Genomic DNA, 23,948 nt, shown 5'->3' with positions numbered 1-23,948 from the left:
CTTGTTTCTGATCAGACCCGCGCCCTCAAGTCAGGCCGCTTTCATTCCCGCCATATATTTGCCGATCAAGCGCTTGTCGGCGCCCTCGGCTGACACTTCATGGACGATGCGACCCGCGCTCATGACGAGGACCCTGTCGACCAAGCCAAGCAACTCGTCGAGATCCTCCGAGATGAGCAGCACTGCGGCTCCGCCGTTCCGGGCCTCGAGGATCCGACGGTACGTTTCTTCGCACGCAACGAAATCGAGACCGAACGTCGGATTGGACGCGACCAACAATCGAACGTCCTGCGTGAGCTCCCGCGCCAGTACGGCTCGTTGCACGTTGCCACCGGACAGCGTGCTCATGCTTGCGGTCAGACCAGGCGCGTTGACACGAAATTGAGCGACCAACCGTTCGGCCTGCTTGGCGAGCGCGCCGTAGTTCATCGCGATACCTCGGCAGAGCGGCGCCCGATCGAAATTGCGCAGGGCGAGGTTCTCGGCCAGCGACATGCGATCGATGCAGGCGTTCTTCAGGGGCTCTTGCGGCAGTCCATAGACGCCGAGGCGGGCGATTTCCTGTCGCGTACCGTTGAACGGCGAGCCGGACACGGTCATCGTACCGCTGCGATCCCGCTGCCCCATCAGAGCCTCGACCAACTCCAACTGTCCATTTCCGGATACCCCGGCAATCCCGGCAATCTCGCCTGCCCGCACCTCGAGCGAGAGACCTTTCACGGCGGGAAGACCATTGTCGCCGTTCACGCAGAGGTCGCTGATGGAGAGGATAATATCGGACGTCGGCGGTGATTTCGGCGCGTGCTGCACTATCTTGCTGACGGGCTCTCCGATCATAGCTTCTGCCAGAGCGTCATCAGTCAAATCGGCGACAGCGCCCGTTCTCACGGACGCGCCTCGACGCAATACCGTCACGTCGTCGGCGAATCGGCGCACTTCGTGAAACTTGTGGCTGATCAGGATAGCGCTGAGTTCGCCCGTCCGTGTCAGGCTGCGAACATGGCCGAGCACTTCATCGGCTTCTGCCGGCGTCAGCACCGATGTCGGTTCGTCCAGGATGAGTAGCTTGCGCCCTAGATAGAGCTGCTTGACGATCTCGGCCTTCTGCTTCTCGCCCGCAGAGAGCTGCGAGACGCGCACGTCGAGCGGCACGTGAAACGGAAGCTTCTTGGTGACTTCCGCCAGCCGCTTCAGCTCGCTATGCCAGTTGATATAGGCCGGCAATCTCGCACCGCTGACGACGAGATTCTGCGCAACCGTCATCGACGGCACGAGAGTAAAATGCTGATATACCATGCCGATGCCGAGCGCATCGGCATCCTTCGGCGAGTTCAGCCGGTGCTCGCGCCCATTCACCTGGATGTGACCCTCGTCCGGATGGTAAAAGCCCACCAGGCATTTGACCAACGTGCTCTTCCCAGCGCCGTTCTCCCCGAGCAGCGCGTGGACGCTGCCCGAGCGGATCAGCAGCGATACGTTGTTCAGAGCGAGGTTCGCCCCGAAACGCTTCGTCATGTTCTTGAGCTCGACTCGCGGAACGCTCATCCGACTTTCCTCCGAGGATGAATTCTCGTCACGACGCTTCTCACCGGTGGAGTTTGAGCTCGCCCGGGGCATCGGCAAACGGAGCAGCCCGTGACGTCGACGCAACCATGATTGCGAGGGTCAGAATGTAGGGGGCCGCGTTGAACAGGTAGTAGTAGCCGGTCACGCCGATGCCCTGGAGAGCAGGACCGAGAGCGCCTGCCCCGCCGAACAGCAGCGATGCGCCGAGGGCATTGATCGAACGCCAGCGGGCAAAGATGACAAGCGCGACGGCCATGATGCCTTGGCCGCTCGACAAGCCTTCACTCCAGCTTCCCGGATACGAAAGCGATAGGAAGCTGCCGCCGATGCCCGCGAGAAAGCCGCCCGCCATGGTCGCGATGATGCGCACCCGCAATACGGGAAAGCCAAGCGACCGTGCCGCATCTTCGCTATCTCCCACCGTGCGCAGCATCAACCCCCAGCCCGTCCTGTTCAGGAAGATGTAGACCGCGAAAGCCAATGCAATTCCGACGAAGAACAGTGCGTTGACGTCCAGCGCCGCTCGCACCTGCGGCACGCTCGACCAGAATCCGAGTGCGATCGAGGGAAGCGGCGGCGCCTTGGGCTCGATCAAGGGTTTGCCCAGGAAGAACGCGAGGCCCGTACCCAGCACGATCAGGCTGATGCCGATCGCTGTGTCATTGACGCGCTTCACACTGCACAGCAGCCCGTGCAGCAGGCCGAAGGCCATTCCGGCGAGCCCGGCGGAAAGCACGCCGAGCCAGGGCGAGCCGGAGAAGTAGGAGATAGCGTATCCCGCCACGGCACCGAGCATTAGCGTCCCTTCGAGGCCTAGATTGATACGGCCGGATTTTTCGGTGATCAGCTCACCGATGCTCACGAATATGAAGGGTGTCGACACACGGATCGCCCCACCCAAGATCGCGAGCGGCAGTGCAAGCCAGCCGTTGGATGTACCGTCCATTGCCTTTACCTCCGCGTCGTTTCTCGCAGTTGTTGCGCGATTGCATCCGCGACGAGGACGCAAACGAAGATCAGACCCTGAAACACCAGCATCGTCGCATCCGGAAGTCCGAGACGTCGTTGCAACAGGCTGGCGCTTGCCTGCATGCCGCCGATCAACAGCGCGACAGCGACAATCGCAAGCGGTTGGTGTCGCGCCAGGAACGCGACGAGGATACCGCTATAGCCATAGCCAACGATGAGCGAGGAGTTGGCCGTCCCCTGCACTGCCGCCACCTCGATCGCGCCGGCAATGCCCGCAATGCCGCCTGCCACGACCGAGGCACCGATGATCCAGCGATTCACCGCAAGGCCAATCATCCTCGCGACCCGCGCACTTCCGCCAACCACTCGCAGCGTAAACCCCCAGCGGGTGTAACGGAGCACGACATGTGCGGCGATCGCCAGCAAGAGACTGACGGCTAGGCCGGCGTGGACGCCCACGCCTGGCAGCGTCGGCAGCATGTAGGAGGGATCAATAGGATGGGTCGACGGCTTGTCGAGACTTGCCGGATCGCGCAACATACCTTCGGTCAGGTGGTGGAAGACGGCGATTCCGATATAGGACAGCAGCAGGCTCGAGATCGTTTCGTTGACGCCGCGAAATTGACGGAGCACACCCGCCAGACCGAACCAGAGCCCTCCGATCAAGGCGCCGGCCAGCAACATCAGGAGTTGCATGGGAAGGGCGGGCGCCCCTGCGAACGGCAACGTCACGACGGCACCCGCGAGCCCGCCGAGCACCAAAGCCCCCTCGCCGCCGATAATCACCAGCCCCGCTTGCGCGGGGATCGCAACGGCGAGGCCCACGAGAACCAAAGGAGCAGCCCGTGACAAGGTATCCTGCCAGGCGAAGCTGCTACCGAAGCCGCCCTGGACGATCAGACCGAACACCGTGGCGGAGTTCTGTCCGTACAAGGCCACGAACGCCGCGAAGATGGCGGAGGCGAGCAGCACCGCCAGGACAGGCAAGGCCACACTCAGTTGAGCTGCGGTTACCAGCGGCCTCGAAGGCACGGATTCGATTCCCGAGATCGAAGACAAGGGCGCCTCCTAGACTTGGCCAATGATGCCTTCGACGAGATAATTGATGCCATCGAGCGCGCGGTCGTTGCTACTCTGCATGACGCCGGCTGGGATCACGACATTACCCTTGTTGTCCTTGAGCGGACCGCTGTAGATCACGCGCGTGCCGCCGATGAGGTCTGCCCGCGCCGTCTCGGACGCCGCGCGCGCCTCAGGGGTAACGAGTTTCCCGAACGGGCTGTTCTTGACGAAATGATCGGCAAGCCCGGCACGGAGATAGTGTTCGGGCTTCTTGCCGTCACGCACGCTGCCGGCGTAGACAAGATAGGGCGTGATCCAGTTCCACTCGGCCCCCGTGAGATAGCCGTTGGGAGCGACATCCGCCTGACTCGAGTGGTAGCCGCACGACATGACGCCGCGCTTCTCCGCCGTCTCGATCACGACTTTCGGGCTGTCGACCTGGGCCGCGATGACGTCGGCCCCCTGGTCGACCAGCGTGTTCGTCGCCTCCGCTTCGCGGACTGGAAGAACCCAGTCGCCTGTGAAGATGACCTGCACCTGAATCGCTGGATCGACCGAACGCGCGCCGATCGCAAACGCGTTGATGCTGCGCAGGAGATTGGGCGTCGGCTTTGCAGCGACGAGGCCGAGCTTCTTGCTCTTCGTCATATGGCCGGCGATGATTCCCGAAATGTACTGCGCCTCGAAGATGTAGGCGTAGAAAGTGCCGATGTTCTCGGGCATGCCCGCCGTCCACACGCCTCCGGTGTGAGCGAATGTGACATCCGGATACTTCGCTGCCATCTCCAGAACGTGCGGCTTGAAGTAGCCAAACGAGGTTGCAAGGATGAGTTGAGCGCCGTCCTGACGGATCATGCCTTCCATGCTGCGCTGGGCCGCGATCGTTTCCGGGACACGCTCCTCCTCGATCACCTTGATGCCCGGCAGTTTCTTCAGGGCCGCGGCGGCCTGCGCGTGGGACTGGTTGAAGCCGTAATCCTGCTTGGAGCCGGAGTAGAGAACTCCGACGGTGAGCGGCGTCTCCGCACGGGCAACGGTACTCTTGAGAACGAATGATGCAGAGCCGGCAGCGGCCAGCATCTGGAGCACCGAGCGACGGTCAACAGGCTTCAAAGTCATGTTCCCCTCCGTTAAAGATTGCAATCAGCAAGTCACGACGTTCGTTCGGCAGCAGACAGCAGGCCGGGCGCACCACATGCAATGAGATCGGCTTCCAGCGCTCGGCTTTCAGCAGCGGACAGCGGCGTGACAGGCGCTCGCACTGCACCGCCGGCAAGGCCGATCAGATCGCACCAGTGCTTGACCGCCGCGTTCGGCATGTGACCGCGCTTCAGCGGGTCCATGATCCACTTGTTGAAGATGATCCGTTGCGGCGCGAGTGAAGCGCAGATGCGCGCCGCTTCTTCCGTCTGTCCGGCCGCCAACAGAGCCACGTAGTCCGCAATCGGGCGAAACTCGCCGCGTTGATAGAGGTAGGGCTCGGGGTCGGCATAGAGGATCGACTGCCCCTCGGCCTGCATGTTGGCGAAGAAGTTCTCTTCCAATGGGTCTGACACCAGCACGCCGTTTCGCGCGGCCTGGCGGAGCACCGCGTTCTCGGCTGCATTGCCTGTCGTCTTCAGGAGCTTGAGATTTGGTAGCGAGCAGAGCTGCGTGAAAACGCCGGGATCCAATGGGCTGCCCGCGGCGGTGCGTGCGTTGAAGATGACGATCGGCATCTCCAAGCGGACACAGATGTGGTGCAGATAGGCGAACTGCTGCGCAGCGGATCGCGGCCCGGACGTTGGGACCATGAGCACGGCGTGGCTGACGCCAAGCCGACGCGCATGCTCGCCGAGATCGATGGTTTCCTCCACCGAGGGACCCGAGATCACCACGGAAATCCCAAGGCGCCCCCCCGCCTCGTCCGCAATGACCTCGATGACACGCTTTCTCTCCTGCAGCGTGAGCGACCAGACTTCGCCGATCAGCCCATTGCAGAAGACCCCTGCCAACCCGGTCATGATGTAGTGGCGGACGTTCCGCCGGACTCCGGCCTCGTCGATGGCACCGGACGCATCGAAGGGCGTGTGACTTGCCGCCCAGATTTCCGGGATGTTCCGCTCGGTCGTCATGCTCGCTCCCTTTCATCCGGCCGGTCTATTCTATTTATCATGATAAACCGGATTTGCATGAATATGCCTATTATGGGAGAAGTGTCAATCCATGAGTCGGTTCTTTGCCTGGCCCCTACGCCAGTTCGCCCGCAGCCGGCCCTGGATCCTATTGGTCGCTTTGGAGAATTCGGGATGACGGTCGAACTGGAAAAATTGCCGCGGCCGGGGGGGCGGCTAAAAATTCAAAAGCGGGCTGATCTCGTTACCGAAGAGATCAAGCAGCTGATCACCCAGAAGAACCTTCGTCCGGGCGACAAGCTTCCCATGGAGAAGGAGCTTCAGCGGCTGTTTTCGGTCAGCAAGAGTACGATCCGCGAGGCGCTTAAATCCCTCGAGGTGCAGGGACTGATAACGATCAGCACGGGCCCGAGCGGCGGGGCGATGATCAGGGAGGTCCCGCTCGAACGTACCTTTCAGCTTTTGCAGAACTACCTCTTCTTCAAAGAGGTCAGTATGGAGGACATCTATGCGGCGCGACGCTTGCTGGAGCCGGAATTAGCTGCCGGCTCGGTGCCATTTCTGTCGAACGAGCAGCTCGACGCGCTGGAGCAAAACATTCAGACGTGCCAGCCTACCTCCCAGGAGCCGTCTCTTCTGGTTCGTCAACGCCAGGCGGATCTCGACTTTCACGACATCCTCGCTGCTGCAAACCCCAATCCCTTCCTCCGCTTTGCATGCGAGCTAATCAACGAGATGCTTCGTCGGCTCGTTGTCTTCAGCACCCAGACGCCTCCTGAAGAGCACACGAAATTCGGATGCGCCAACGTCAAGATTCACACGGAGATCGCCAAGGCCGCCCGCGCGCGCGACAGCGAGCGCGTGCGCGCGCTCATGAAAGCGCACATGGAGGAAGCTTCAGAATACGTGAAGCGATTGGATGGCCGACTCGACGGTCGACTGATCCTCGATTCGGAAATGGCTCCCCGCCCGCGACCGCTGTCGTGATGGACGTTCTACTTGCAGGGGCCAATCAATTAGCTCCTTCGGTGGACAACTTTGTCGGCGGAGTTACGCCCGGCACAAGAGCAGACTGCCAAAGCCTAACTCAAGATGAAGCTTGCTCAAATCGACTGGATGGCGCCAGTTCACAAATCATGGAAGCGGCGTGAACTTCAGCTGGCTGAGCGGCGCGACCTTGTCGGTGCGCGTCATCTTGAACTCGGTGCTCGGACCGAGCCACTTATCCCAGAGTTGGTTGATCTCGCCGGCCTGGTCCATCGCGAGTAGGGTCTCGTTGATCTTTGCGAGCAGCGCCGGCTCGTCCTTCTTCATGCCAACGCCGATCGGCTGCAGGACCATGGGCTCCTCGATCATCTTTAGCGGCTGCCCGGCCTCCTTGGACTGGTTCACCAGCTTGGTGATAGTCATGGTATTTGCAACCATTCCGACCGCCTTGTTTTGTTGAACTGCCATGAAGGCCGAACCAGTATCGACGAAAGTCAACGGCTCGGATTCATTCATCTTGATCGCGAGTTCCGAGGTCGAGCCTTTAGTCGACGCCAGCCGCTTACCTTTGAAGTCGGCTTTGGCGGTCCCGGGGTCGCTCGCCTTCACTGCCAGCATTTCTTTGGCAATATAATACGGATCGGAAAACTGGATCTGCTCGGCGCGGCCCAGCGTGTAGGCGAGGTTTGCCACCGTGATGTCGACGTGACCGAGCTTGACCTCGGGCACGCGCGCCTCAACCGAGAGCGGAGTGACCTTGGCGACAACGCCCCAGCGTTGGGCGATGGCCTTGCAGAGGTCGACGTCAAAGCCGACCATCTCGCGCGTCTTGGCATCCGGGGCCGCAAACGGCGGCACGTCTGCGAAGGTTCCGCAACGCAGCTCCTTGCGCTGGGTAATCTCCGAGAGCTGGTCGGCGCACGCCGCCGACGCGATCCCGGCAAGGCCTGTGATCGCGGCCACCAGGCTGATTGAACGGTTCTTGAAGGACATTCGCATTCTCCTCAAAGTTGGGACATGAAGTCAGCGCGGTCACCGGCTGTGTAAATCCGACAGAAAGCGCTGCGCGCGTGGATGTTGTGGTGAGCGGAAGAAGTCGCCCGGAGCTCCCGTCTCGAGCACCCTTCCGGCATCCATGAACCAGACGCGGTCGGCGACATCGCGCGCGAAATTCATCTCGTGGGTTACGCACATCATGGTCATTCCATCACGCGCGAGCCTGCGCATGACCGAGAGCACCTCGCCCACCATCTCCGGATCGAGCGCGCTGGTCGGCTCATCGAACAGCATAGCCGGCGGCTCCATGGCGAGCGCGCGAGCGATCGCGACCCGCTGCTGTTGTCCACCGGAGAGCTGGGCCGGATAGTTCTGCGCCTTGGCCGAAAGCCCGACGCGGTCCAGCAGGCGAAGTGCGGTTTCGCGCGCATCACTGCGCTTGACGCCGTTCACCTTCATTGGCGATAACATGACGTTGTCGAGCGCGCTCAGGTGCGGAAACAGGTTGAAGCTCTGGAAGACGAAGCCGATGCGACTCCGGAGGTGGTTCAGCGCCGAGCCACGCAGCTTGGCGTGGACGTCCTTGCCCTCGAACAGCACCGAGCCGGACTGGATATCCTCAAGCCTGTTGACGGTGCGGATGAGCGTCGACTTACCCGAACCGGACGGCCCGCAGACCACCACCACCTCGCCTTTCTTGACCTCGGCATTGACATCCGTCAGCGCGGCCAACGCTCCAAAGAATTTGTGGACAGCGACGAACTGGATCATGGGAGCGGCATGTGGGGATGGATTTTCATGCGTCATGGTCATGCCCCTGATACGCTTGCGGATGTGGCGGGCAGTGTGGACGCGGCGGCCACACTTGTAGTTCGGCGCGCGGTAATCCGCCGCTCGACCATGTAGATGGCCTGCGTCAAGGTCCAGCAAACGATGAAATAGCTGATGGCGAGGATGAAGTAGACTTCGAACGGCTTGGTCAGCAAGCGGTTGTTGATCTGGCCGGCTGCAAAGGTGAGCTCCGGGACGTTGATGATGTAACCGAGCGTGGTCTCCTTGATGGTCGAGACGAACTGGCTGAGGATGCTCGGGATCATGTTGAACAGCGCCTGCGGCAAAATCACGTAGCGCATCGCGCCCAGACGGCTATGTCCGAGCGCGCGCGCGGCGTCCATCTGACCTTGTGGCAGCGCCTGAATGCCGGCACGCACGATCTCGCTCAGGAATGCGGCTTCATAGCCGACCAGCGTGACCAGCATAGTCGCGAACGCCGGGACGCTATGCCCGATCAAGAGCGGCAGCACGAAATAGACCCACAGGATGATCAGCAGCAGCGGCACGCCGCGCGTGATGTAGACCAGAGCCATGACCGGCCAGCGCAATGCGCGCCACGGCGACAGGCTGGCCAGCGCCATCGCGACGCTCAGCGGAAAGGCCAAGGCAATGCCGAGGACGGAGAGGATGAGGGTGGCCGCGATGCCGCCTAGCGGGCCGTTCGGATACTGGCCGACGAGCAGCAACAGCCAGTTGTCCCTGACGATCTCGATCATGCTCAGGGGCAGCGACATGATCAGACCGCTCCGACCATGCGGCTGCGCTGCTCGAGATAGTGACCAAGCCACATCAGCAGCAGCGAGCAGACGAGGTAGACGATCGTGGCAATCAGGTAAGTCTCGAACGGACGAAAACTCTGGTTCTCGACCTCCTTCACGGCGTGGGTCAACTCGGCGACGCCGATCGCCATCGCAAGGCTGGAGTTCTTGAACAGCGAGACCGTATGGTTCACCAGCGCCGGCATCGCGTTGCGAACGGCCTGTGGCAGCAGGATGTAGGCCATGGCCCCGACGTAGCTATGCCCCAGCGCACGGGCCGCTTCCCACTGCCCACGCGGCACGGCACGCAGACCGGAGCGCTGATCTTCGCTGAAATAGGCAGCCTGGCACAGCCCCAGAGCAACGACCGCGAACACTGCTTCGCCGTTGTGATCGCCGAGCCACATCTGAACGGAGTCCGGCAGCAGGCTCGAAATGCCGAAATACCAGAGCATGAGCTGCACGAGCGTCGGCACGTTGCGGTGGTAGGAGACGTAGATCGCGACAAAACCGCTGGCGATCCGGCTCGGCAGCATCCGGACCGCAAGAAGAATCATTCCAAGACCCATCGCGAGCAGCCATGAGCCAATGAAGATGATGAAGGTCATCTTCACCCCATGGACCAGCATCCGGCTGAACTCCGGATTGAGCAGGACGGCCATGAGGTCGAAACCCTTCATCGCGCGCCCCTCATCTAGGTCGGGAGAAAGGGTTTTGAGGAGCCCTCGGAGCGCGTGGTCGACAAGCCACCCGGCACCTGCAGGGTCGGGGTGATTTCGATGTAACCCACGTTCACCGCCACCGGAGCTGCGATCGCAAACGCGATCGCGTCGGCGATGTCCTTTGCCTCGGGCAGTTCAAAGCCGTCGATGAAGTTCGCGCGTGTTTCGGCGCTGTCGCCGTGGACATGGGCGAAGATATCGGTTGCAACCCGGCCCGGGCAGATCTCGGTGACACGCACGCGCTTGCCGAAGCAATCGACCCTGAGCTGACTGGTCAGCATGCTAACGGCCGCCTTGGTCGCGTGATAGCTCGAATTGCCAGCGAAGTTGTAAGTGCCGGCAATCGAGGTAATGTTCACCACGTGGCCGCGATCGCGCTGAGCCATGCCCGGCACGAGTAGGCGGCAGAGATGCAGGATCGCGCGCAGGTTGACGTCGACCAGGAGATCGATATCCTCCGCATCCGCCTGGAGAAATTTCTTCGGCCGATCGACGCCCGCGCTGTTGACCAGCACGTCGACTTCGATCCCCTCAGCAAGCTTGGTGATAGCTGCAATGTCTCTGACATCGATGGCGTGGGGGATGCAGCCGGTGCGATCAGCCAAAGCTCTCAGCGCATCCGCGCTCCGTGCGAGCGCATGAACCTTCAAGCCCTCACGCGTCAGGCGCTCGACGACCGCCAGGCCGATTCCTGACGAGGCGCCGGTGACGAGAGCAGTCTTGTAATCGGAGAATGGCATCTGGTTTCTCACCTTCTCAACACGCTAAACGATCGCGCGACTTCCTCGCCAAGACGGATTAACTGTGGTGGGATAAGGTCCCCTTATGATTGCCTACCTGCTGTGGCGGAGCCCGCCACAAGCCGGGAGACCGGCACGATCTCCCCGCCGGCGGCCTCGATCGAGGCCCGAATCCCCCGGGCCAGTTCGACGGCGCCCTGGGTATCCCCATGCAGCAGGATCGACTTGACCGGCATCGCAAGCTCCTTTCCGCTGGCGGCAATGACCACTCCATCCCGCAGCAGACGCTCGACCCGCTCGCCGACCGCCCGGGCATCGTGAATGACCGCACCGGGCTTCGCCCGAGACACCAACAGGCCTTCGTCATCATAGGCCCGGTCCGCCAGGAACGTCGTGGCGACCCTGATCCCGCACTGCGCCGCCGCCCCCGCGATGGCGCGGCTGCTCGAGGAAACGATCAGAAGATGGGGATCGAAGGCGGCAACCGCCCGGACCAATGGCCGGGCAAGATCGAGGTCGGCAGCCGCCATGTTGCCCAGCGCCCCATGAAAGCTCATATGCGTGACGCGATGCCCGACGGTCCGCGCGATGCCATCGAGCGCGCCTAGCTGGTAGGTGACCATGGCGGCAAGCTCGGTGGTATCGATCTGCATCACGCGCCGGCCAAATCCCTGACGGTCCGGAAAGCCGACATGAGCACCAAGGTCGACGCCGCGCGCCCTGGCGCGCTCCGCCGTGCGCTGCATGATCAGCGGATCGCCGGCATGAAAGCCGCACGCGACGTTGGCCGAAGACACGAGGTCGAGCAGCGCCTCGTCATTGCCCATGGGCCACGGACCAAAACCTTCGCCCATATCGGCGTTGAGATCGACCTTCATGATGCATCACCTTCGATCGGCTGCAGTGCGAATAGCGGCGTGCCGTAGCCAACGATCGCGCCGTGCGCGACCAGCACATCGGTCAGCGTTCCGGCCCGGGGCGCAGGCACTGCCAAAAGCAGAGAACCGATTTGAAGGAAGCCGATGGGGTCGCCGGCCCGGACATCGACGGCCACCAAAGCGATTGCACGCTCGTGAAGCGGGTGGCGATCGAGAAAGATGCCCGGTGATCGCGCGCGGACGGTCAGCGGCGGCGCGTCGAGGGACGACGATTCCTCGCCTTCAACGACGCGCACCGATGCGGCATCGTTCACCAGGCGCAACGTGGCATTCGGACCGCGCAGCTCGAGCAGCGCGAGATTGGCGTCCTTGAGCCAGGCGCTCACCTGGTCGACGTGATCGAGAGGATTGCTCATCGGCCGCCCCCCTCGCCGCAGTGAAGCTCAACGAGACGACGCGCGTTTGCGAGCCAGCGGCGGATATCCGCCGAGGCGCCCAGCGCTTCATCCCAGCTACAGCGGATGAAGCGAATGTTGCTCCCGATTGGAGCCTGGCCGAGACGCCAGAGATCTGCCTCGATGACCGTGCCGATTTTGGGATAGCCGCCGGAGGGCTGCGCATCGCGCATCTGGATGATGGGCTGGCCGCCATGGGGCACCTGAATGACGCCGGGCACGATGCCATGCGAGCGTAATTCCAGCGGACGCAGCGGGTTGAGCTCACGGCCGGCAAGCCTGTAGCCATAGCGGTCGCTCTGCGCGGTGATTTTCCAGGCCGTCGACCACAATGCATCCTGCGATGAATTGGTGAAGCAGTCGTACTCGGCGGCCGGTAACACGCGGACAGCGGGCACGCCGTCCGCCTCAAGTGGCAGCGCCAGTCCGGGCGGGACCAAACCGAAGCCGGGAGCGGCCCGGCCATTCGAGCGGCCGGTCGGCAGTTCGTCGCCATCGCGGAGCGGCCGCCCCTCGTGGCCACCAAACGAGCCTCTCAACTGCGTGCTGCGCGAGCCGAGTACGGCCGGCACGTCAATGCCATCGGCAACGCAAAGATAGGCGCGGGTCGCCCGCCATGTGGTCTGCTGAGGATGCGAAAGCGACAGCACCTGCCCCGCTTCGGCGCGATGCGCCCACCACGGCAACACCGGCGCCTCATCAAGCCGTCCTGCACAATCGGCCCCGGTGACGGCAAAAACAGTTGAGCGCTCGAAACGAACCTTGAATGGAAAAACCGGGACCTCAATGGCCGCCGCATTCTCTTCGTTGCGCAGCAGGATGTTGCCTCCGGCAAGTGCGAGCGGATCCATGGCGCCCGATGTCCCGACGCCGAGATTGAGTCCACCGGTGCGGCCGAGATCCTGGACCGTCGCAAGCGCACCTGCTGACAAAATCTTGATCATCGCAGCACCCGGGCAACCCTGAAGCGGATGCTATCGCCCGGCTGAAGTAGCGCGGACGGGCTGCGCTTCACATCGAAGAATGCCACCTCTGTACTGCCGATCGTATTCCATCCGCTGGGTCCGTCGGAAGCAGACACGCCGGTCTGGCTGCCGCCGATTGACACGGCTCCACGCGGAATCTTCAGCACCGGCACCTTGCGACGCGGCGTTGCGATGCACTCGTCCATGCCGCCGAGGTAACAGTAGCCGGGGTGACTTCCGAGCGCGAACACCGTGTAGATTGGCGCGCTGTGACGTTCGACGATCTCATCGACACTCATGCCGGTGTGTTCGATGACATCGGCCATATGCGGTCCGGCTTCGCCACCATAGGCGACGGGAAGATCGATGCAGCGCCCGGAGACGGGAAGCGGCGCGACGACGTTCCAGCGTTCGATAAGCCTTTGTTCAATCTCCTCCGGCCGCCGTGGCGGCTCGACAAAGACCAGCATGAGGTTGTTCATGCCTGGCACAGCCTCGCGCACGTCAGGAAATCCGGCAGCTTCGTGCGCCATGGCCCAGATCCGCCGCTGCGTTTCGAGCGTGGTCTCGCCGGGCGCCTCGAACAGCAGGGCCGTCGTCCCGAGTAGGCTTGTACGTGGTCGATCCGTCGTCATGGCTGCCCACTCCGGCGAAGCTTCGTCTCGAGATGGTGGATATTAACACCACCGCTGATAAAATCGGGATCGTCGACGAGGCGCCGATGCAGCGGCAGGTTCGTTGCAATGCCGTCGATCCGAGCCTCGCCGAGCGCCACCCGCAACCGCGACAACGCCTCGTCGCGCGTCGCGCCGTGAACGATAAGTTTGCCGAGCAGGGAGTCGTAGTACGACGACACGCGGTAGCCGGCACTCGCGTGACTGTCGATGCGCACGCCGGGTCCGCCCGGCATCTGCCAGGTATCAATCACGCCGGGTGAAGGCACGAAGTTGTCCGGGTCTTCGGCATTGATGCGGCACTCGAAGGCGTGACCGTGACAGGCGATGTCGCCCTGCCTGAACGGCAGCCTTTCACCCTGCGCCACACGGATCTGAGCCTCCACAAGATCGATCCCGGTGGTCATCTCCGTCACGGGATGCTCTACCTGGAGGCGGGTATTCATCTCGATGAAGTAGAACGCGTCATCTTCGACCAGAAACTCGAAAGTGCCGACGCCGCGATAACCGATCTGCCGGCAAGCCTTCGCACAGCGCTCGCCGATTTCACGGACTAACGCATCCGGGATCAGGGGGGCTGGCGCCTCCTCAATCACCTTCTGATGTCGCCGCTGTAGCGAGCAATCACGGCTGCCAAGCCAGACCGCGTCACCCTGGGTATCGGCGATCACCTGGATCTCGACATGGCGCGGGGAGCCTAAGAATTTCTCGACATAGATTTCGCCGTTGCCGAACGCCCGCCGCGCCTCTTCCCGGGTCAGGAGCAGCGCGTCGCGCAAGCCGTCCTCAGTCTCCACCACCCGCATGCCGCGACCGCCTCCGCCACCCGCAGCCTTCAGGATGACGGGATAGCCGATCTCCCGCGCCGCCGCGCGCACGACATCGATATCCTCAGTCAGGGCTGCATCGGGACCGGGGACGCACGGAACGCCTGCCGCTCTCATGGCGCGCTTGGCGGCGATCTTGTCACCCATGACGCGCATGCTCGCGGCGGTCGGACCGATAAACGTCAGGCCGGCAGCCTCAACTTGCTCGGCAAAGCCGGCATTCTCGGACAAAAATCCATAGCCGGGATGGACCGCCTCGGCGCCGCTGATCTCGGCCGCAAACAAGATCGCCTTCTGGTTGAGATAGCTCTGAGCTGCCGTGGCGGGCCCGATACATAGTGCCTGGTCGGCATGGCGCACATAGAGCGCCTCCCGATCGGCCTCTGAATGGACCACGATCGTTCGCAGCCCGAGACGCCGGCACGTCCGCTGGATGCGTAAGGCAATCTCTCCCCGGTTGGCTATGAGAACCGATCCAAACATGGGTCACGCGAACCTTATCAGTTCTTGGCCGGCTTCGACTTCCTGACCGGAAGCAACCAAAATCGCCGACACTGTGCCGTCCCGTTCGGCGCGAACCTCGTGGAACATCTTCATCGCCTCTATGACACAGAGTGGCGTACCGGCCTTCACGGTCTGGCCGACTGAAACGAAGACGGGCGCATCCGGCGCCGGTTGCAGATGCACAATTCCGAACAAGGGCGCAGCGATCTTCGCCTCTCGCTTCGGCGCCGCTTCGGGTTCGGCGGGAATTGGCAACTGCTTGGCCGGCATGGATTGGGCCGTCTTGACCGATACCTGAGCCATATCGTCCGGCTGCACCCGTCGGACCAGTCTGAGCGACCAGCCGTCTTCTCTGAACTCCATCTCGTTCAGATCTGACACAGCCATCGCATCGATCAGGGTCTTGATCCGGTCCAAATCCATGTTCCGCCACCCATACGGGATCGTGGCCCTGCACAGGCAACGCCGGCCTCGACGCTAACCCTATCGATTCCTGCCGACCAAGACGGATTGGCTTTGCCCCTATAAGAGAGCGCTATGACGCCTTTTGAGACCGCTCGTCATGCGCAACGAGGTTCCCCGGCAGACCGGCCACAAGCTCCAGCAGGATTTCCTTGATCGCCTGTGCAGGTTCGGAGAGCGGCAAATGATCGGATTGGCACAACGCCAGCGGCGCCTCGATCACCGGATCGATGATGCACGATTGCCAGGCATCACAGGACGAAGCGACCTGCCGCGCCATCGATTCGGGTAGGATGGTCGCCCCAAGCCCGTCGGCGATCACGGCGGTCAGAGTGCTGGCGGATTCGATCTCCGCCACGACCTTCGGTACCTTGCCGATGGCCGCGAAAGCGTCGTTCACCATCTTGCGGACGACATTGTAGGGGCGCGCGAGGTAGAGTTCCGTGTCGACCAGCATCGCGAGCGGCACTTCGGCCGGTGGCGCCACCATGCTGCCGCGGCCGACAAGGTAGAGCGGCTCGCGCAGCAACGGCTGGAACGCCAGGCCGTGGACGGCGGTCTTGCCGCCGTAGAGTACCGCCAAGTCCATGCGGCCATTCATGACGAGCTCGGAAAGCGTGGTGCCATAGGTCTCGTTCAAATAGAGCAGAATGCCAGGGTGCCGCGCCCGCACCGCGCGCAGCAGCGGCAAGGCCAGTCCCGCCGCGGCAGTGCCCGGCGCCAATCCCACGGCCACGGCGCCAGAGATGTTTTTGGCGGCCGCATTCATGTCGGCGCGCGCCTGGTCGCATTGCCGGAGAATGAGCTGGGCGTGGCGATACAGCACCTTGCCGGCCTCGGTCGGCACTACGCCGCTTTTGGTGCGCACCAGAAGCTGCTGACGCACCTCGCCTTCCAGGGTCGCGAGCTGCTGACTGAGCGCCGGCTGCGCCACATGCAGAACATCGGCAGCTTGCGTCAGGCTGCCGACGTCGACAATCTTCACGAAATACTGCAGTCGCCTGAGATTCATGCCGTCTCCTCAGACTAGCTGCTGCTCCAGACCACGAGAAGAGTATCCATAAGATATGCCTATCAGGCCAGATTGAACTCGTGTTGGCCAGCGCCCGGCTCTGTCTCTAGCGTCGCACCTCGCTTAGCCAGGGTCAATCACTATGAACCATCCTCGTATCTCCGCCCGCGTGAGGCGCATCAAGCCTTCGCCCAGCTCGGCAGCGGCCGATCGGGCAACGACGCTGAAGCGGGAGGGCAAGAACATCGTCAGCCTCGTCGTTGGCGAGCCGGATTTCGATACGCCTGCGAACATTCGCGCCGCGGCCTCAAAGGCAATGGACAAGGGCGCAACCCGCTACACGATGTTGGCCGGCTCTGTTGATCTCCGCCAAGCGATTGCCGCGAAACTGAAGCGCGAGAACAATCTCGTCTACTCACCTTCCGATATCATCGTCACCAACGGTTGCAAGAGCGGCATCTATAGCGCGCTGGAGGCGACGATCGAGACCGGCGACGAGGTGATCATCCCGGCGCCGTACTGGGTATCGTACCCCGATATGGTGATCGCCTGCGACGGCGTTCCGAAGATTGTGGTGTGTCCGGAAAGCCAAGGCTTCAAGATCTCGCCGGCGCAGCTCGAAGCAGCGATCACGGGCAAGACACGATGGCTGATCATCAACTCGCCGTCGAATCCCACAGGCGCAAGCTATTCGGCGGCAGAATATCGCGAGCTGGCCGAAGTGCTCTTACGGCATCCCCATGTGCTGGTCATGACCGATGACATCTACGAACACATTCGCTTCGACGGCTGCGCGACGCCACATTTGCTGAACGCTGCACCCGAGCTGGCGGACCGGGTGCTTGCGGTCAACGGCGTGTCGAAGACCTACGCGATGACCGGTTGGCGGATCGGCTGGATCGCCGGGCCGTCCGATTTGATTGGTGCGCTGAACACGCTGCTGTCGCAGGCCGCCGGCAACGCCTGCTCGATCAGCCAGGCCGCTGCCGTCGAAGCGCTCAATGGCGATCAGAGCTTCGTTTCCGAGAGCGTCGCGATCTATCGTAACCGCCGCGACCGCACCCTGATGCGCATCAACCAGATCGAGGGCCTGAGCTGCCTGCCGCCCGACGGCGCGTTCTATCTCTACGTCAACTGTGCTGGCCTGATCGGCCGACGCACACCGGCGGGTACGCGCCTCGAAACCGACGGCGATGTCGCGATGTACCTGCTCGAAAGCGTTGGCGTCGCGGTGGTTCAAGGCAGCGCCTATGGCTTGTCGCCGTACTTCCGCATCTCGATCGCAGCGTCGCTCGATGTGCTCGACGATGGGACCAACCGCATCGCTCTCGCTGTTTCCGAGCTCCGCTAACACCCCTATCGAAAGCATCCCATGTCAAACGCCGGCATCACAAAGAACCCCTCGGCTCCGCAAGTCGATCCCGCGGTGATCGCAAAACTGCGGACCATCGCGGTCGCCCTCCTCAGCGATCAGCTGCACCGCAATTGCGGCAGCACCGGGCTAGTCCCCTATCACGCGCCGGCGCCGATGGTGGGCACCGCGGTGACGGTGAAGACGCGGGGCGGCGACAACCTCGCCATCCTGCGCGCCTACGACTTCTGTCGTCCCGGCGACGTGATGGTTGTCGATGCCGGCGGCGACATCTCGAACGCGCTCGTCGGCGGCATCATGACCCTCGCCGCCGCCTCGCTCGGGCTTGCCGGCATGGTGCTCGACGGCGCCATTCGCGACGTTGCGGAAATCCGCCAGCGCACTTTTCCCGTGTACGCGCGCGGCGTGACGCATCGTGGCCCCTATAAAGATGGTCCCGGAGCGATCAACGTCCCGATCACCGTCGGCGGTATGCCCGTGAACGCTGGCGACATCATCGTAGGGGATCAGGACGGCCTCCTCGCATTCGCACCGTCCCTGGCTGCAACAGTCATCGAGAAAGCACTGGCCCAGGAGCAAAAGGAACAGGGTACGATCCACGCAATCCGTGAGGGCCGTTGGGATCGGGCCTTCGTCGATGCGCTTGAGGCTCGTTGCGCGAACTGAACGGAAAAGGATGGCATTTTCGTCGTGCGACACTCCGATTTGCTCGCCCCCACTATCCAAGTCTACGACCCACCGCTTCTGCCCCAAGAGAAGCTTCGATTCAGTAACCCCAGTTTAGAGTGTCAACCCGTGAACGCCCTTCGAGCCTCGCGCGCAGCTGATCGGACAATATCCCGTTCGGCATCTCTTCCGTTGTCGCGGCAGGCGAATTTTCGGCGCCCTCCCCCAGCCGGAGTTCTCGCCGACAGCACCTCAAGCTTAGAGTCGAATGTTTAGGCGTGTCTGATGATCATCCTCCTCAATCGTCAAGATAAGCCCTCGACCAGCGGGCGCTGCAGGTGCCTTGCCATCAGCTCGGCCGCTTCCGCATAGTGCCGCGCTTCCAACCGATCGAGCAGGCGCAGATGCTCGCGCACGTGGCGACGCATGCCGTCGCGGTCGGCGAAGCTGCGATAGGCGAACAGGCGGCGGATCGAGTTCACACGTTTCAGCGCCTCGACGAAGAACGGATTGCCAGCGCCGCGGATGATCTCCTCGTGGAAATCGCAGCCGGATTGATAGATCTCGCCGATGGTCATCTTCTCGAATTCACCGTCGAGGACGCGCTGCTGCCGCTCCCGCAGCCGTGCGATCACCTCCTGCGATAGCGTGTAATCAGGCTGCGCCATCGCGGCCGGCTCGATCACGACGCGGAACGCCATGGCCTGCGCCTGCGCGGCGGGGCTCGACACCGTCTCCGCGAAGCGCCAGCCATAGCCCGGCAGGCGCGCGATCCAGCCCTCGGCCGCGATGCGATCGAGCAATCGCTGCAGCTCGGCCCGGCTCAGATCATAACGGCGCATCAACTCCGCCTCGGTGACATCGGCCGAAAGCCGGCTCGCCAGAACGTCGCCTGCAATGCTCGCATAGACCTGTTCGCCACGCCTGACCGCCGCAAGCGCCGGCTGGGCCGCGCCGCTGGTCGGATTCTTAGCCAGCACGAAGCCGCGATGTGGCTCGCCTCGGGCAAGGCCCGCGGCTTCCAGCGCCTTCAGCCCGAGCCGGATCGGGGCGCGCGAGAGGTCGAGCGCGTCCGCCAGCCTCTGCTCGATCAAGCGATCGCCGGCCTTCATGCCGTCGCGCCGGGCGAGCGCCATGATTAGGCCGGCGAGATGCTCGGCGCGCTCGGGCCCGGCTTTGCCTTGGGAACGTCGATAGCCTTGGGTGGCCGTCATTGCAGTGCACACAGTTTTCAGGCTTGACAGATCGTCTCACGGATTGTTCTTTAATGCAATAATATACAATCGAGCAGGGAGAGCCCAATGGCATGCGCGCCCGACGTCCACATCTGCGAGGTTGCCCCGCGCGACGGCTTGCAGAACCTGGACGTCTTCGTTCCGACGGAAGCCAAATGCGCGCTGATCGATACGATCGCCGCTGCCGGCTTGCACGAGATCGATGCCGGCTCCTTCGTGCCGCCGAAGGTCGTGCCGCAATTCTCCGATGTCGATGCGGTGATGGCGCACGCGCTCACCCAGAATACCGCGACCATTGGCGCGCTGGTGCCGAACGCCAGGGGCGCCGAGCGCGCCATCGCGGCGAATGTCAACGCCATCTATTTCGTCATCTCCGCCAGCGAGACCCACAACCGCGCCAATGTGCGCCGAACGATCGACGAGCAGATCGAAGGCTTCCGCTCGGTGCGCGCCGCGATCGATGCCCGCCCTGTGGGTCAGCGGCCGCAACTGATGGGCGCGATCTCCACCTCCTTCGGCTGCTCGCTGGAGGGTGAGGTCAGCGAAGCTGCCGTATGCCGGGTCGCGCGAGCCTTCGCGGAGGCCCGGGCCGACGAGATCGGGCTCGCCGACACCGTCGGCTATGCCACGCCGAAGCTGATCGGGAAGATCGTGAACGCCGTCCGGCGCGAGGTCGGCTCGCAGATGACGCTGCGGCTGCATCTGCACGACACGCTAGGCGCCGGCCTCGCCAACGCCGTCGCCGGTCTCGAAGCCGGCATCCGCCGGTTCGATGCTGCGGTGTCTGGCCTCGGCGGCTGCCCGTTCGCGCCAGGCGCACGCGGCAACATCGTCACCGAGGATCTGGTGTTCATGCTGGAGCGCATGGGCCTGTCCACCGGCATCGATCTCGACCGCCTGATGCAGACGCGCGAGATTCTCGCCCGCCATATTCAGGCGAAGCATCTCACGGGACATCTGCATGAAGCTGGCATTCCCAAGGTGCTGCGGAGGGCGGCATGACCGCGGCCGTGCGAGAGAGCGGCTCCGAGCTGCGGCCGCTGGCCGGCATTCGCGTCATCGAATTCAGCCAGATGGTGATGGGCCCGAGCTGCGGGCTGATCCTCGCCGACCTCGGCGCAGACGTCATCAAGGTCGAGCCTCCCAAGGGCGACCGCACCCGCACCTTCAAGGGACCGGCCGCCGGCTTCTTCGCTACCTACAGCCGCAACAAGCGCAGCATTGCGCTGGATACATCGACCGCGGAAGGCCAGAAGATCGCGCGGCGGCTGATCGAGACGAGCGATGTGCTGATCGAGAATTTCCGCCCCGGCCTGTTGAAACGGATCGGGCTCGACTACGACAGCGTCTCAACCTTCGCGCCACGCCTGATCTACTGCTCGCTGAAGGGCTACCTGCCCGGCCCCTACGAGAACCGTCTCGCGCTCGACGAGGTCGTGCAGATGATGGGCGGGCTCGCCTACATGACCGGCCTGCCCGACCGTCCAATGCGCGCCGGCGCCTCGGTCAACGACGTCATGGGTGGCATGTTTGGCGTGATCGCGATCCAGGCTGCGCTTTCGGAGCGGCAGCGCACCGGTCGCGGCCGCTACATCCAGAGCGCGCTCTACGAGAACAACGTGTTCCTGATGGCGCAGGCGATGATGTGCGAGGTGGTCAGCGGCCAGCCGTCGATCCCCTATTCGATCAAGGACAGCCCGTGGCCGGTCTATGATCTCTTCGACACCAAGGACGGCTCGAAACTGTTCGTCACTATCGTCGGCGAGGAGCAATGGGAGGCGTTCTGCCGCGCCTTCGAGCGCGAAGCCTGGCTCGCCGATCCGCGCCTTGCGACAGCCAACGGCCGCGTCGATCATCGCGCCTGGCTGATCCCCGAGATCGCAAAGATCTTCAAGGAGTGGGACAAGGCCGCGCTCGCCGCACGGCTGGAGCAGCTGGACCTGCCCTATGCGCCCGTAAACAAGCCGGGCGATCTCTTCGACGATCCTCATCTCAATCAGTCGGGCGGCATGACCAACATTCACTTGCCCGACGGGCGCGAGGCCAAGACGCCGCTGCTGCCGATCTCCATGGACGGGCAGCGCCTGCCTAATCGCTACGATCCGCCCGGGATCGGCGAGCACACGCGCGAGATCCTCGGCGAGGCCGGCCTCTCCGCGAATGACATCGAGGCGCTGCGGCAAGCCGGAACAATCAAGATTGCGCCGACGCCATCGTGACGGATGGTGCAATGAAACGAGAATAAAGGGAGGAGCACATGACCATCACCAGGCGCGCGGCGCTGATTGCAGGCTCCGCATGGGCCGGCGCATCGCTGCTGCCGAGGCAAGTGCGAGCCGAAGGCAAGCAGGTCTCGCTCGCCTTCGGGCCGGTCTCGCCAGTCTATGCCATCGGCATGATCGCGGAGCTAAAGGGTTACTTCAAAGACGAAGGGCTCGATTCAAAGCTTATCACCGGCAATGCCGGCACGTTCGGCCGCCAGACGCTGGCGGCCGGACAGGCGCTGTTCGCGCATGGCGACGCCAGCCATCCGCTGCAGCTCAGCGCGCGCGGCAAGCCCTGCAAGATCCTGCTCGCGACCGAGATGGTGTGTTCCTACGCCAACATCATGGTCCGGCAGGACCTCTATGACAGCGGCATTACCACCGTCGAGAAGCTCGCTGCCTACAAGCGCGCCGAGGGCGCCAAGCCGATCGTTGCCGCCACCGCCATCGGCTCGGGCACCTGGGTGTTCGGCACCTATGTGTTCGAGGCGCGCGGGCTCGGCGACAAGGTGAACTGGGTGGCCGGCGGCGGCCCCAACACAATGTTCCCCTCGCTCCAGACCAAGCAGTTCGATGCCATCATGGCGCCGCCGAGCTGGATGGTCGAAGTCGAGAAGACGGGGTTTGGCAAGACGATCTACGACACGTCCAAGCCTGGTGTGTTCGAAAAGGACTTCGGCGGCACCCTGCCCGTGCTCGTGATCTACACGCTGCAGGACACGATCGACCAGGACAAAGCGATGGTGCAGGCCTATGTCAACGCGATCTCTCGCGCCATGGCCTATGTCAAGGCAACGCCGCTCGCCGAGGTGCAGGCGCTGGTCACGCCGAAATACTTCTCCGGCATCGATCCGGACGCGGTCAGCGCCGAGCTCGGCTTCGACACATCGACCTGGGCCTACGACGGACACATCGACAAGGTGTCTTTCGAACGCGGCGCCAAACCCTGGTATCGCAAGGGTACGGACATTCCCGAAACCAGATATGAGGATGTCGTCAACATGAGCTTCCTTGCGACAGCGCAGGCGAAAACCAAATGATGGCCGCTCAAGGCCCGAGCCTCGCGCTCACGCGAGAGGACAAGGACGCGGATGCGGCCCGCACACGCATTGCCGTGCAAGGTCTCGCCAAGCGCTTCACCTCGGCCGGCCGCGAGTTCGTCGCGGTCGACGACGTCTCCTTCGAGGTCAGCCAAGGCGAATTCGTCGCACTGCTCGGCCCGTCCGGCTGCGGCAAGAGCACTATCCTCAACATGGTCGCCGGCCTGTTGCCGCGCTCGGGCGGACGCATCCTGATCGACGATGACACTGTCGAAACCGGTAGGATCAACCGCAAGGTCGGCTACGTCTTCCAGCGTGACACGCTGTTCCCCTGGCGCACGGTGGAACAGAACATCGGCTATGGCCTCGAAATCGCCGGCGTCGCCAAGGCCGCGCGCACGGACCGCGTCGCCGCGGCCGTCGACAAGGCAGGGCTCTCCGGCTTTGCGCAGAGCTTCCCCCGCATGCTCTCCGGCGGCATGCGCCAGCGTGTCGCCCTGATGCGCACCCTGATCCTGGAGCCCGAGATCCTCCTGATGGATGAGCCGTTCGGCGCGCTCGACACCCACACCAAGCTCGAGATGCACAAGACGCTGCTGGAGATCTGGGAGCGGGAGCGGCAGACCGTGCTGTTCGTGACGCATGATCTCGGCGAGGCCATCACCCTGGCGAGCCGCATCATCCTGCTCTCGGCGCGCCCCGGACGGCTTAAGGAAGACTTCGAGATCGCCCTGCCGCGTCCGCGCGATCCCGTTTCGTTGCGCGAGACCGCCGAATTCGGCCGCCTCTATTCCCACATCTGGCATTCGCTCGGCGAAGAATTCCGCCGCACCAGGGCCGACTGAC

25 protein-coding genes are annotated in these 23,948 nt (G+C 63.1%); 7 read left to right on the top strand and 18 right to left on the bottom strand.

The annotated features are described in order from the left end of the window. Positions 1-30: 30 nt before the first annotated feature. Genes XH98_RS37315 through XH98_RS37295 form a run of 5 tightly spaced genes read right to left on the bottom strand, consistent with a single transcriptional unit; the run spans position 31 to position 5,711 of the window. Positions 31-1,545 carry an ABC transporter ATP-binding protein gene (locus XH98_RS37315; protein ID WP_271601051.1) on the bottom strand — a complete coding sequence of 505 codons (1,515 nt, stop codon included), beginning with the start codon at positions 1,543-1,545 and terminating at the stop codon, positions 31-33. Positions 1,546-1,585: 40 nt separating this feature from the next. Next, positions 1,586-2,512: an ABC transporter permease gene (locus XH98_RS37310; protein WP_271600932.1), complete on the bottom strand. Its 927-nt coding sequence runs from the start codon at positions 2,510-2,512 to the stop codon at positions 1,586-1,588. 5 nt (positions 2,513-2,517) lie between these two features. Next, positions 2,518-3,594 carry an ABC transporter permease gene (locus tag XH98_RS37305; RefSeq protein WP_271621517.1) on the bottom strand — a complete coding sequence of 359 codons (1,077 nt, stop codon included), beginning with the start codon at positions 3,592-3,594 and terminating at the stop codon, positions 2,518-2,520. A 9-nt stretch (positions 3,595-3,603) separates the two neighbouring features. Further along, positions 3,604-4,716, bottom strand: a complete 1,113-nt coding sequence (locus XH98_RS37300) for a BMP family ABC transporter substrate-binding protein (protein ID WP_271621516.1) — start codon at positions 4,714-4,716, stop codon at positions 3,604-3,606. A 32-nt stretch (positions 4,717-4,748) separates the two neighbouring features. After that, positions 4,749-5,711 carry a dihydrodipicolinate synthase family protein gene (locus XH98_RS37295; RefSeq protein ID WP_271621515.1) on the bottom strand — a complete coding sequence of 321 codons (963 nt, stop codon included), beginning with the start codon at positions 5,709-5,711 and terminating at the stop codon, positions 4,749-4,751. A 174-nt stretch (positions 5,712-5,885) separates the two neighbouring features. On the opposite strand from XH98_RS37295, the gene XH98_RS37290 reads away from it, so the two are divergent. Beyond that, entirely contained in the window at positions 5,886-6,698 is an 813-nt protein-coding gene (locus XH98_RS37290; protein ID WP_271600928.1) for a FadR/GntR family transcriptional regulator, read from the top strand. A 147-nt stretch (positions 6,699-6,845) separates the two neighbouring features. Here XH98_RS37290 and XH98_RS37285 read toward each other — a convergent pair whose 3' ends face one another. The 12 genes from XH98_RS37285 to nac all read right to left on the bottom strand — a co-directional run bounded on the left by XH98_RS37285 (position 6,846) and on the right by nac (position 16,525). Beyond that, the gene (locus XH98_RS37285; protein WP_271600927.1) at positions 6,846-7,691 is read right to left on the bottom strand and encodes an ABC transporter substrate-binding protein; all 846 of its coding nucleotides are present in this window, start codon (positions 7,689-7,691) and stop codon (positions 6,846-6,848) included. A gap of 39 nt (positions 7,692-7,730) precedes the next feature. Continuing rightward, a complete protein-coding gene (locus tag XH98_RS37280; protein WP_220004523.1) occupies positions 7,731-8,465 on the bottom strand; it encodes an amino acid ABC transporter ATP-binding protein in 735 nt (244 codons plus the stop codon). Positions 8,466-8,503: 38 nt separating this feature from the next. Next, complete coding sequence (locus tag XH98_RS37275) at positions 8,504-9,262, bottom strand: amino acid ABC transporter permease (protein ID WP_442868679.1); 759 nt, start codon at positions 9,260-9,262, stop codon at positions 8,504-8,506. A 2-nt stretch (positions 9,263-9,264) separates the two neighbouring features. Continuing rightward, a complete protein-coding gene (locus XH98_RS37270; protein ID WP_271600926.1) occupies positions 9,265-9,966 on the bottom strand; it encodes an amino acid ABC transporter permease in 702 nt (233 codons plus the stop codon). Positions 9,967-9,980: 14 nt separating this feature from the next. Further along, entirely contained in the window at positions 9,981-10,748 is a 768-nt protein-coding gene (locus XH98_RS37265) for an SDR family oxidoreductase (protein WP_271621514.1), read from the bottom strand. Positions 10,749-10,831: 83 nt separating this feature from the next. Then, the gene (locus XH98_RS37260) at positions 10,832-11,626 is read right to left on the bottom strand and encodes a LamB/YcsF family protein (protein WP_271621513.1); all 795 of its coding nucleotides are present in this window, start codon (positions 11,624-11,626) and stop codon (positions 10,832-10,834) included. Then, positions 11,623-12,012: a hypothetical protein gene (locus XH98_RS37255; RefSeq protein ID WP_271621512.1), complete on the bottom strand. Its 390-nt coding sequence runs from the start codon at positions 12,010-12,012 to the stop codon at positions 11,623-11,625. Before XH98_RS37255 ends, XH98_RS37260 begins: the two co-directional genes overlap by 4 nt. Positions 12,013-12,038: 26 nt before the next feature. Next, the gene (locus XH98_RS37250; RefSeq protein ID WP_271621511.1) at positions 12,039-13,025 is read right to left on the bottom strand and encodes a biotin-dependent carboxyltransferase family protein; all 987 of its coding nucleotides are present in this window, start codon (positions 13,023-13,025) and stop codon (positions 12,039-12,041) included. Next, a complete protein-coding gene (gene pxpB / locus XH98_RS37245; RefSeq protein WP_271600921.1) occupies positions 13,022-13,681 on the bottom strand; it encodes a 5-oxoprolinase subunit PxpB in 660 nt (219 codons plus the stop codon). The genes XH98_RS37250 and pxpB overlap by 4 nt, the downstream gene beginning before the upstream one ends. Then, positions 13,678-15,030 carry an acetyl-CoA carboxylase biotin carboxylase subunit gene (gene accC, locus XH98_RS37240; RefSeq protein ID WP_271621510.1) on the bottom strand — a complete coding sequence of 451 codons (1,353 nt, stop codon included), beginning with the start codon at positions 15,028-15,030 and terminating at the stop codon, positions 13,678-13,680. The genes pxpB and accC overlap by 4 nt, the downstream gene beginning before the upstream one ends. Positions 15,031-15,033: 3 nt before the next feature. After that, the gene (locus XH98_RS37235; protein ID WP_271600919.1) at positions 15,034-15,474 is read right to left on the bottom strand and encodes an acetyl-CoA carboxylase biotin carboxyl carrier protein; all 441 of its coding nucleotides are present in this window, start codon (positions 15,472-15,474) and stop codon (positions 15,034-15,036) included. Positions 15,475-15,586: 112 nt separating this feature from the next. Continuing rightward, positions 15,587-16,525 carry a nitrogen assimilation transcriptional regulator NAC gene (gene nac / locus XH98_RS37230; RefSeq protein WP_271600918.1) on the bottom strand — a complete coding sequence of 313 codons (939 nt, stop codon included), beginning with the start codon at positions 16,523-16,525 and terminating at the stop codon, positions 15,587-15,589. Between the two features lie 142 nt (positions 16,526-16,667). Between nac and XH98_RS37225 the strand changes: the two genes are divergently transcribed. Together XH98_RS37225 and XH98_RS37220 are read left to right on the top strand one after the other, a co-directional pair. After that, positions 16,668-17,876: an aspartate transaminase gene (locus tag XH98_RS37225; protein WP_271621509.1), complete on the top strand. Its 1,209-nt coding sequence runs from the start codon at positions 16,668-16,670 to the stop codon at positions 17,874-17,876. A gap of 21 nt (positions 17,877-17,897) precedes the next feature. Then, positions 17,898-18,563 carry an RraA family protein gene (locus XH98_RS37220; protein ID WP_271621508.1) on the top strand — a complete coding sequence of 222 codons (666 nt, stop codon included), beginning with the start codon at positions 17,898-17,900 and terminating at the stop codon, positions 18,561-18,563. A gap of 305 nt (positions 18,564-18,868) precedes the next feature. On the opposite strand, the gene XH98_RS37215 is transcribed toward XH98_RS37220, so the two are convergent. Beyond that, positions 18,869-19,777 carry a GntR family transcriptional regulator gene (locus XH98_RS37215; RefSeq protein WP_271621507.1) on the bottom strand — a complete coding sequence of 303 codons (909 nt, stop codon included), beginning with the start codon at positions 19,775-19,777 and terminating at the stop codon, positions 18,869-18,871. An 87-nt stretch (positions 19,778-19,864) separates the two neighbouring features. On the opposite strand from XH98_RS37215, the gene XH98_RS37210 reads away from it, so the two are divergent. From XH98_RS37210 to XH98_RS37195, 4 genes are read left to right on the top strand one after another with little or no spacing between them, the layout of a single operon-like run. Continuing rightward, complete coding sequence (locus XH98_RS37210) at positions 19,865-20,800, top strand: hydroxymethylglutaryl-CoA lyase (RefSeq protein ID WP_271621506.1); 936 nt, start codon at positions 19,865-19,867, stop codon at positions 20,798-20,800. Continuing rightward, positions 20,797-22,017, top strand: a complete 1,221-nt coding sequence (locus XH98_RS37205; protein ID WP_271621505.1) for a CaiB/BaiF CoA transferase family protein — start codon at positions 20,797-20,799, stop codon at positions 22,015-22,017. The genes XH98_RS37210 and XH98_RS37205 overlap by 4 nt, the downstream gene beginning before the upstream one ends. A 38-nt stretch (positions 22,018-22,055) precedes the next feature. Further along, complete coding sequence (locus XH98_RS37200) at positions 22,056-23,102, top strand: ABC transporter substrate-binding protein (protein ID WP_271621504.1); 1,047 nt, start codon at positions 22,056-22,058, stop codon at positions 23,100-23,102. Continuing rightward, positions 23,099-23,947 carry an ABC transporter ATP-binding protein gene (locus tag XH98_RS37195; protein WP_271621503.1) on the top strand — a complete coding sequence of 283 codons (849 nt, stop codon included), beginning with the start codon at positions 23,099-23,101 and terminating at the stop codon, positions 23,945-23,947. The genes XH98_RS37200 and XH98_RS37195 overlap by 4 nt, the downstream gene beginning before the upstream one ends. Position 23,948 lies beyond the last annotated feature (1 nt).

Origin of the sequence: Bradyrhizobium sp. CCBAU 51745 (assembly GCF_028128715.1) — a bacterium.
Lineage (GTDB): Bacteria > Pseudomonadota > Alphaproteobacteria > Rhizobiales > Xanthobacteraceae > Bradyrhizobium > Bradyrhizobium manausense.
This window is presented reverse-complemented; position numbering and strand designations above follow the sequence as displayed.

Excerpts from the sequence above, each read along its gene's own strand:
- XH98_RS37300 (WP_271621516.1), bottom strand. The coding sequence starts at position 4,716 with ATGACTTTGAAGCCTGTTGACCGTCGCTCGGTGCTCCAGATGCTGGCC.
- XH98_RS37275 (WP_442868679.1), bottom strand. The coding sequence starts at position 9,262 with ATGTCGCTGCCCCTGAGCATGATCGAGATCGTCAGGGACAACTGGCTG.
- XH98_RS37235 (WP_271600919.1), bottom strand. The coding sequence starts at position 15,474 with ATGGATTTGGACCGGATCAAGACCCTGATCGATGCGATGGCTGTGTCA.
- XH98_RS37195 (WP_271621503.1), top strand. The coding sequence starts at position 23,099 with ATGATGGCCGCTCAAGGCCCGAGCCTCGCGCTCACGCGAGAGGACAAG.
- XH98_RS37310 (WP_271600932.1), bottom strand. The coding sequence starts at position 2,512 with ATGGACGGTACATCCAACGGCTGGCTTGCACTGCCGCTCGCGATCTTG.
- XH98_RS37220 (WP_271621508.1), top strand. The coding sequence starts at position 17,898 with ATGTCAAACGCCGGCATCACAAAGAACCCCTCGGCTCCGCAAGTCGAT.
- XH98_RS37295 (WP_271621515.1), bottom strand. The coding sequence starts at position 5,711 with ATGACGACCGAGCGGAACATCCCGGAAATCTGGGCGGCAAGTCACACG.
- XH98_RS37265 (WP_271621514.1), bottom strand. The coding sequence starts at position 10,748 with ATGCCATTCTCCGATTACAAGACTGCTCTCGTCACCGGCGCCTCGTCA.
- XH98_RS37200 (WP_271621504.1), top strand. The coding sequence starts at position 22,056 with ATGACCATCACCAGGCGCGCGGCGCTGATTGCAGGCTCCGCATGGGCC.
- accC (WP_271621510.1), bottom strand. The coding sequence starts at position 15,030 with ATGTTTGGATCGGTTCTCATAGCCAACCGGGGAGAGATTGCCTTACGC.
- XH98_RS37225 (WP_271621509.1), top strand. The coding sequence starts at position 16,668 with ATGAACCATCCTCGTATCTCCGCCCGCGTGAGGCGCATCAAGCCTTCG.
- nac (WP_271600918.1), bottom strand. The coding sequence starts at position 16,525 with ATGAATCTCAGGCGACTGCAGTATTTCGTGAAGATTGTCGACGTCGGC.
- XH98_RS37285 (WP_271600927.1), bottom strand. The coding sequence starts at position 7,691 with ATGTCCTTCAAGAACCGTTCAATCAGCCTGGTGGCCGCGATCACAGGC.
- XH98_RS37290 (WP_271600928.1), top strand. The coding sequence starts at position 5,886 with ATGACGGTCGAACTGGAAAAATTGCCGCGGCCGGGGGGGCGGCTAAAA.
- XH98_RS37260 (WP_271621513.1), bottom strand. The coding sequence starts at position 11,626 with ATGAAGGTCGATCTCAACGCCGATATGGGCGAAGGTTTTGGTCCGTGG.
- XH98_RS37270 (WP_271600926.1), bottom strand. The coding sequence starts at position 9,966 with ATGAAGGGTTTCGACCTCATGGCCGTCCTGCTCAATCCGGAGTTCAGC.
- XH98_RS37250 (WP_271621511.1), bottom strand. The coding sequence starts at position 13,025 with ATGATCAAGATTTTGTCAGCAGGTGCGCTTGCGACGGTCCAGGATCTC.
- pxpB (WP_271600921.1), bottom strand. The coding sequence starts at position 13,681 with ATGACGACGGATCGACCACGTACAAGCCTACTCGGGACGACGGCCCTG.
- XH98_RS37205 (WP_271621505.1), top strand. The coding sequence starts at position 20,797 with ATGACCGCGGCCGTGCGAGAGAGCGGCTCCGAGCTGCGGCCGCTGGCC.
- XH98_RS37315 (WP_271601051.1), bottom strand. The coding sequence starts at position 1,545 with ATGAGCGTTCCGCGAGTCGAGCTCAAGAACATGACGAAGCGTTTCGGG.
- XH98_RS37280 (WP_220004523.1), bottom strand. The coding sequence starts at position 8,465 with ATGATCCAGTTCGTCGCTGTCCACAAATTCTTTGGAGCGTTGGCCGCG.
- XH98_RS37210 (WP_271621506.1), top strand. The coding sequence starts at position 19,865 with ATGGCATGCGCGCCCGACGTCCACATCTGCGAGGTTGCCCCGCGCGAC.
- XH98_RS37215 (WP_271621507.1), bottom strand. The coding sequence starts at position 19,777 with ATGACGGCCACCCAAGGCTATCGACGTTCCCAAGGCAAAGCCGGGCCC.